Here is a 3,171-nt window from a genome sequence, read left to right as displayed (position 1 = left end):
ACCTGGTCTCGCGCGGCACGGGCGGCAGGTCGTCGAGCGAGCCCATCGTCTCGACCTCGATGCCCCGGCGGGAGAAGAAGGCGAACAGCAGGGTGACGATCGCGAACGCGAAGAGAAGCGCCCCTATCAGGGATCCGATGCCCTCCAGCACGCCTCCGAGGAGGCTCCCTTCCGCGCCCGTTGCGAGCGACAGCGCCCCGGCGACCAGCATGCCGCCTGCGACGCAGGCCAGCACGATCTTCAGAACGTAAAGGTACTGTGCGTAGTACGGCTGTCCGATCAGGCATTCCCCTTCCCCGCTCGTGTACTTGCGCACCATCTCGCCCGGGGTTCCCAGCTCGGTGAGCACGACCCGGACGTCCTTGGCCGTGGGCGGCAGGCTGCCGCAGCGCTCGTCCAGCATGTCCGAGATAAGCGTGCGCAGCTCCTCGGCCACGTCGGAGCGCTGTGCGCTGGGCAGGTGCCGCGTGATGGCGTACAGGTAACGCTCGATCAGGTCGTTATCGTTCGGCATGTTCCCGATCCTCTCCGTTTGTCTCCAACAGCTTGCCCACCCCGTCGCACAGAACGTGCCACTGGGCCTCCACTTCGCGCAGCACGCGCAGGCCCTCGTCGGTGGTGCGGTAGTATTTGCGCGGCTTCGAGCCGCCGTTGTCCCATTCGCTTGCCAGCAGCCCTTGCGACTCGAGGCGCCGCATCAGCGGGTACAACGTGTTCGCCTCGATAGGGATGCCGTGGTCGGCCAGCGATTTCACCAGCGCGTAGCCGTATGCCGGCTCGCGCAGCTGGCTCAGCACGAGCATGACCAGCGTGCCGCGCCGAAGTTCCAAGACCATGCTCGATACGATGTCGTCGTACGCCATGCGCCCCTCCTTCCAGTGCCGCTTCCCTGCGCCGCAGGTTTTGCGGTTGCGTCGGATAGTGTGTGTCGCACACTATAACATAGTTCACACGATAATGTGCGGCACACAGTACAAATCGTATGGGGTATACTCGTGTCTGCCGGTTCAGCGAACCGGGTGGGCCGAGGGCCCGCGCGCCCGCCGACGAAAGAGGCCGCCATGCACCGCATGACCGACAGCGAGTTCGAATCAGCCGTGGAGGAGGCGCTCGGATGCATTCCCGAGCGGTTCCTCGACGCGCTCGAGAACGTGGCCGTCGTCGTAGAGGACGAGCCGAACGACTACCATCTGGAAACCCTCGAGGAACCCGACTGTCTAGGGGCTTCCGTCTGCGACAACGAGTTGCTGGGGCTCTACGACGGCGTGTCGCTGCCCGATCGCGCCGACGGCTACGACAGCGACGTCCCCGACGTGATCACCGTGTTCAAAGGTCCCCATGAGCGCTGCTTCGGCTCGCGCGCGGAGATCGTCGAGGAGATCGGGAAGACCGTCGTGCACGAGATCGGGCACTACTTCGGCATCGACGACGCTCGCCTCTACGAGATGGGATACTGAGCAGGGCGCCGAAAGAACGAACGACCTGCCTATACACCCGCGCCATTTCACGTATAATTTCCTCAGATCATTGCCGAACACGAGGAGGACCCCCGCATGGACCCCAACAAGCGCCCCGAAGACATGGAGCGAATCACCACCCCTGAGCTGGCGAACGCCTTCATCGACGAGCAAATGGACGCGATCCGCGCCCAGATCGGCGACAAGAAGGTGCTGCTGGCGCTGTCCGGCGGCGTGGACTCGTCGGTGGTGGCGGCGCTGCTGATCAAGGCCATCGGCAAGCAGCTCATCTGCGTGCACGTGAACCACGGCCTCATGCGCAAGGGCGAGAGCGAGCAGGTGGTTGACGTGTTCCAGAACCAGCTGGACGCGAACCTCGTGTACGTGGACGCCACCGACCGCTTCCTCGAGCTGCTCGACGACGTGGCCGAACCGGAAGCCAAGCGCAAGATCATCGGCGCCGAGTTCATCCGCGTGTTCGAGGAGGAGGCCCGCAAGGTGGGCGACGAGGTGAGCTTCCTCGCGCAGGGCACCATCTACCCCGACATCCTGGAATCCGACGGCGTGAAGGCGCACCACAACGTGGGCGGTCTGCCGGACGACCTGCAGTTCGAGCTGTGCGAGCCCGTGAAGCTGCTGTACAAGGACGAGGTGCGCGTCATCGGCCGTGAGCTGGGCCTTCCCGAGGGCATGGTCGAGCGCCAGCCGTTCCCCGGCCCGGGCCTGGGCGTGCGCTGCCTCGGCGCCATCACGCGCGACCGCCTGGAGGCGCTGCGCGAGGCCGACGCCATCCTGCGCGACGAGTTCGCCGCGGCCGGCCTCGAAGGCAAGGTGTGGCAGTACTTCGTGAGCGTCCCCGACTTCCGCGCCACCGGCGTCCGCGACGGCGTGCGCGCCTTCGAGTGGCCCGCCATCATCCGCGCGGTGAACACGGTGGACGCCATGACGGCCGAGGTGCCGGAACTGGATTGGGCGCTGCTGAAGAAGATCACGGAGCGCATCCTGAATGAGGTCCCCGGCATCTGCCGCGTGTGCTACGACTTGACGCCGAAACCTTGCGGGACCATCGAGTGGGAATAGGGTTCCTTACCTCTAGCAATTCATAATACCTGTTAGAATGCCTGTCTACTGTTTTGACGGGCATTCTTATTGCGAAATGACTATACTTTTACCTATAACGCAACAGATTGAAAGTGGCACTATTCGATGTTATCAAGCAAAGGGATAGATCATTGATAAATACTCCCTTAAAAACCAGCAAGAACTATCCGACGATCACCGAGAAAAGCTGGTGGGCTGTTCGCAATAAGTTCAAAGCATCCATTCCAAGTGTTGTTACGCCATCATATATTTTGTCGTTCTTACCTCTCAACAGCATTCCTTCGGCTAATTCTAACGTTGTTGTCCCCCTCAAAAGAATGGGGCTAATCGACTTTAATGGCGTTCCGACATCATTGGCAAAACAATGGCGACTGGATCAAGAATACAAAAAGGTATGCAAAAAGATTCTTGAATTGGTTTACCCTCCCGAACTCCTTGCCCTATTCCCTGATTCAGTGATTGATAGACCATTGGTGAAAAGTTGGTTTATGGCTCAGGGAATCGGTGAGGAATCTTCAAGAAAGATGGCTCGCGTGTTTTGTATGCTTAAAACCAGCGATTTGAAGAAGGTGAGTATGGAATACCGAAAAAAAGATACCCGTTTACCCAATGG

Annotated in this window: 4 protein-coding genes and 1 pseudogene; 3 read left to right on the top strand and 2 right to left on the bottom strand. The window is 60.6% G+C overall.

The genetic code is table 11. The features are described from left to right. Positions 1-514 (bottom strand): annotated as a pseudogene (locus ACMO6A_RS02200) (hypothetical protein); the annotation flags it as partial. Continuing rightward, complete coding sequence (locus tag ACMO6A_RS02195; protein ID WP_009306934.1) at positions 501-863, bottom strand: PadR family transcriptional regulator; 363 nt, start codon at positions 861-863, stop codon at positions 501-503. The pseudogene ACMO6A_RS02200 and the gene ACMO6A_RS02195, both read right to left, overlap by 14 nt. Before the next feature lie 198 nt (positions 864-1,061). Between ACMO6A_RS02195 and ACMO6A_RS02190 the strand changes: the two genes are divergently transcribed. The 3 genes from ACMO6A_RS02190 to ACMO6A_RS02180 all read left to right on the top strand — a co-directional run. Further along, entirely contained in the window at positions 1,062-1,457 is a 396-nt protein-coding gene (locus ACMO6A_RS02190) for a metallopeptidase family protein (RefSeq protein WP_009306933.1), read from the top strand. A gap of 96 nt (positions 1,458-1,553) precedes the next feature. Next, a complete protein-coding gene (gene guaA, locus ACMO6A_RS02185; protein ID WP_009608541.1) occupies positions 1,554-2,537 on the top strand; it encodes a glutamine-hydrolyzing GMP synthase in 984 nt (327 codons plus the stop codon). A gap of 113 nt (positions 2,538-2,650) precedes the next feature. Further along, the coding region (locus ACMO6A_RS02180) for a DUF5343 domain-containing protein (protein WP_418470719.1) at positions 2,651-3,171 on the top strand (521 nt) is incomplete at its 3' end.

This window comes from Eggerthella sp., assembly GCF_048329335.1.
Classification (GTDB): Bacteria; Actinomycetota; Coriobacteriia; order Coriobacteriales; family Eggerthellaceae; genus Eggerthella; species Eggerthella lenta.
Note: the sequence above shows the minus strand (reverse complement) of the source record. Positions and strands in the feature narration are given on the sequence as shown.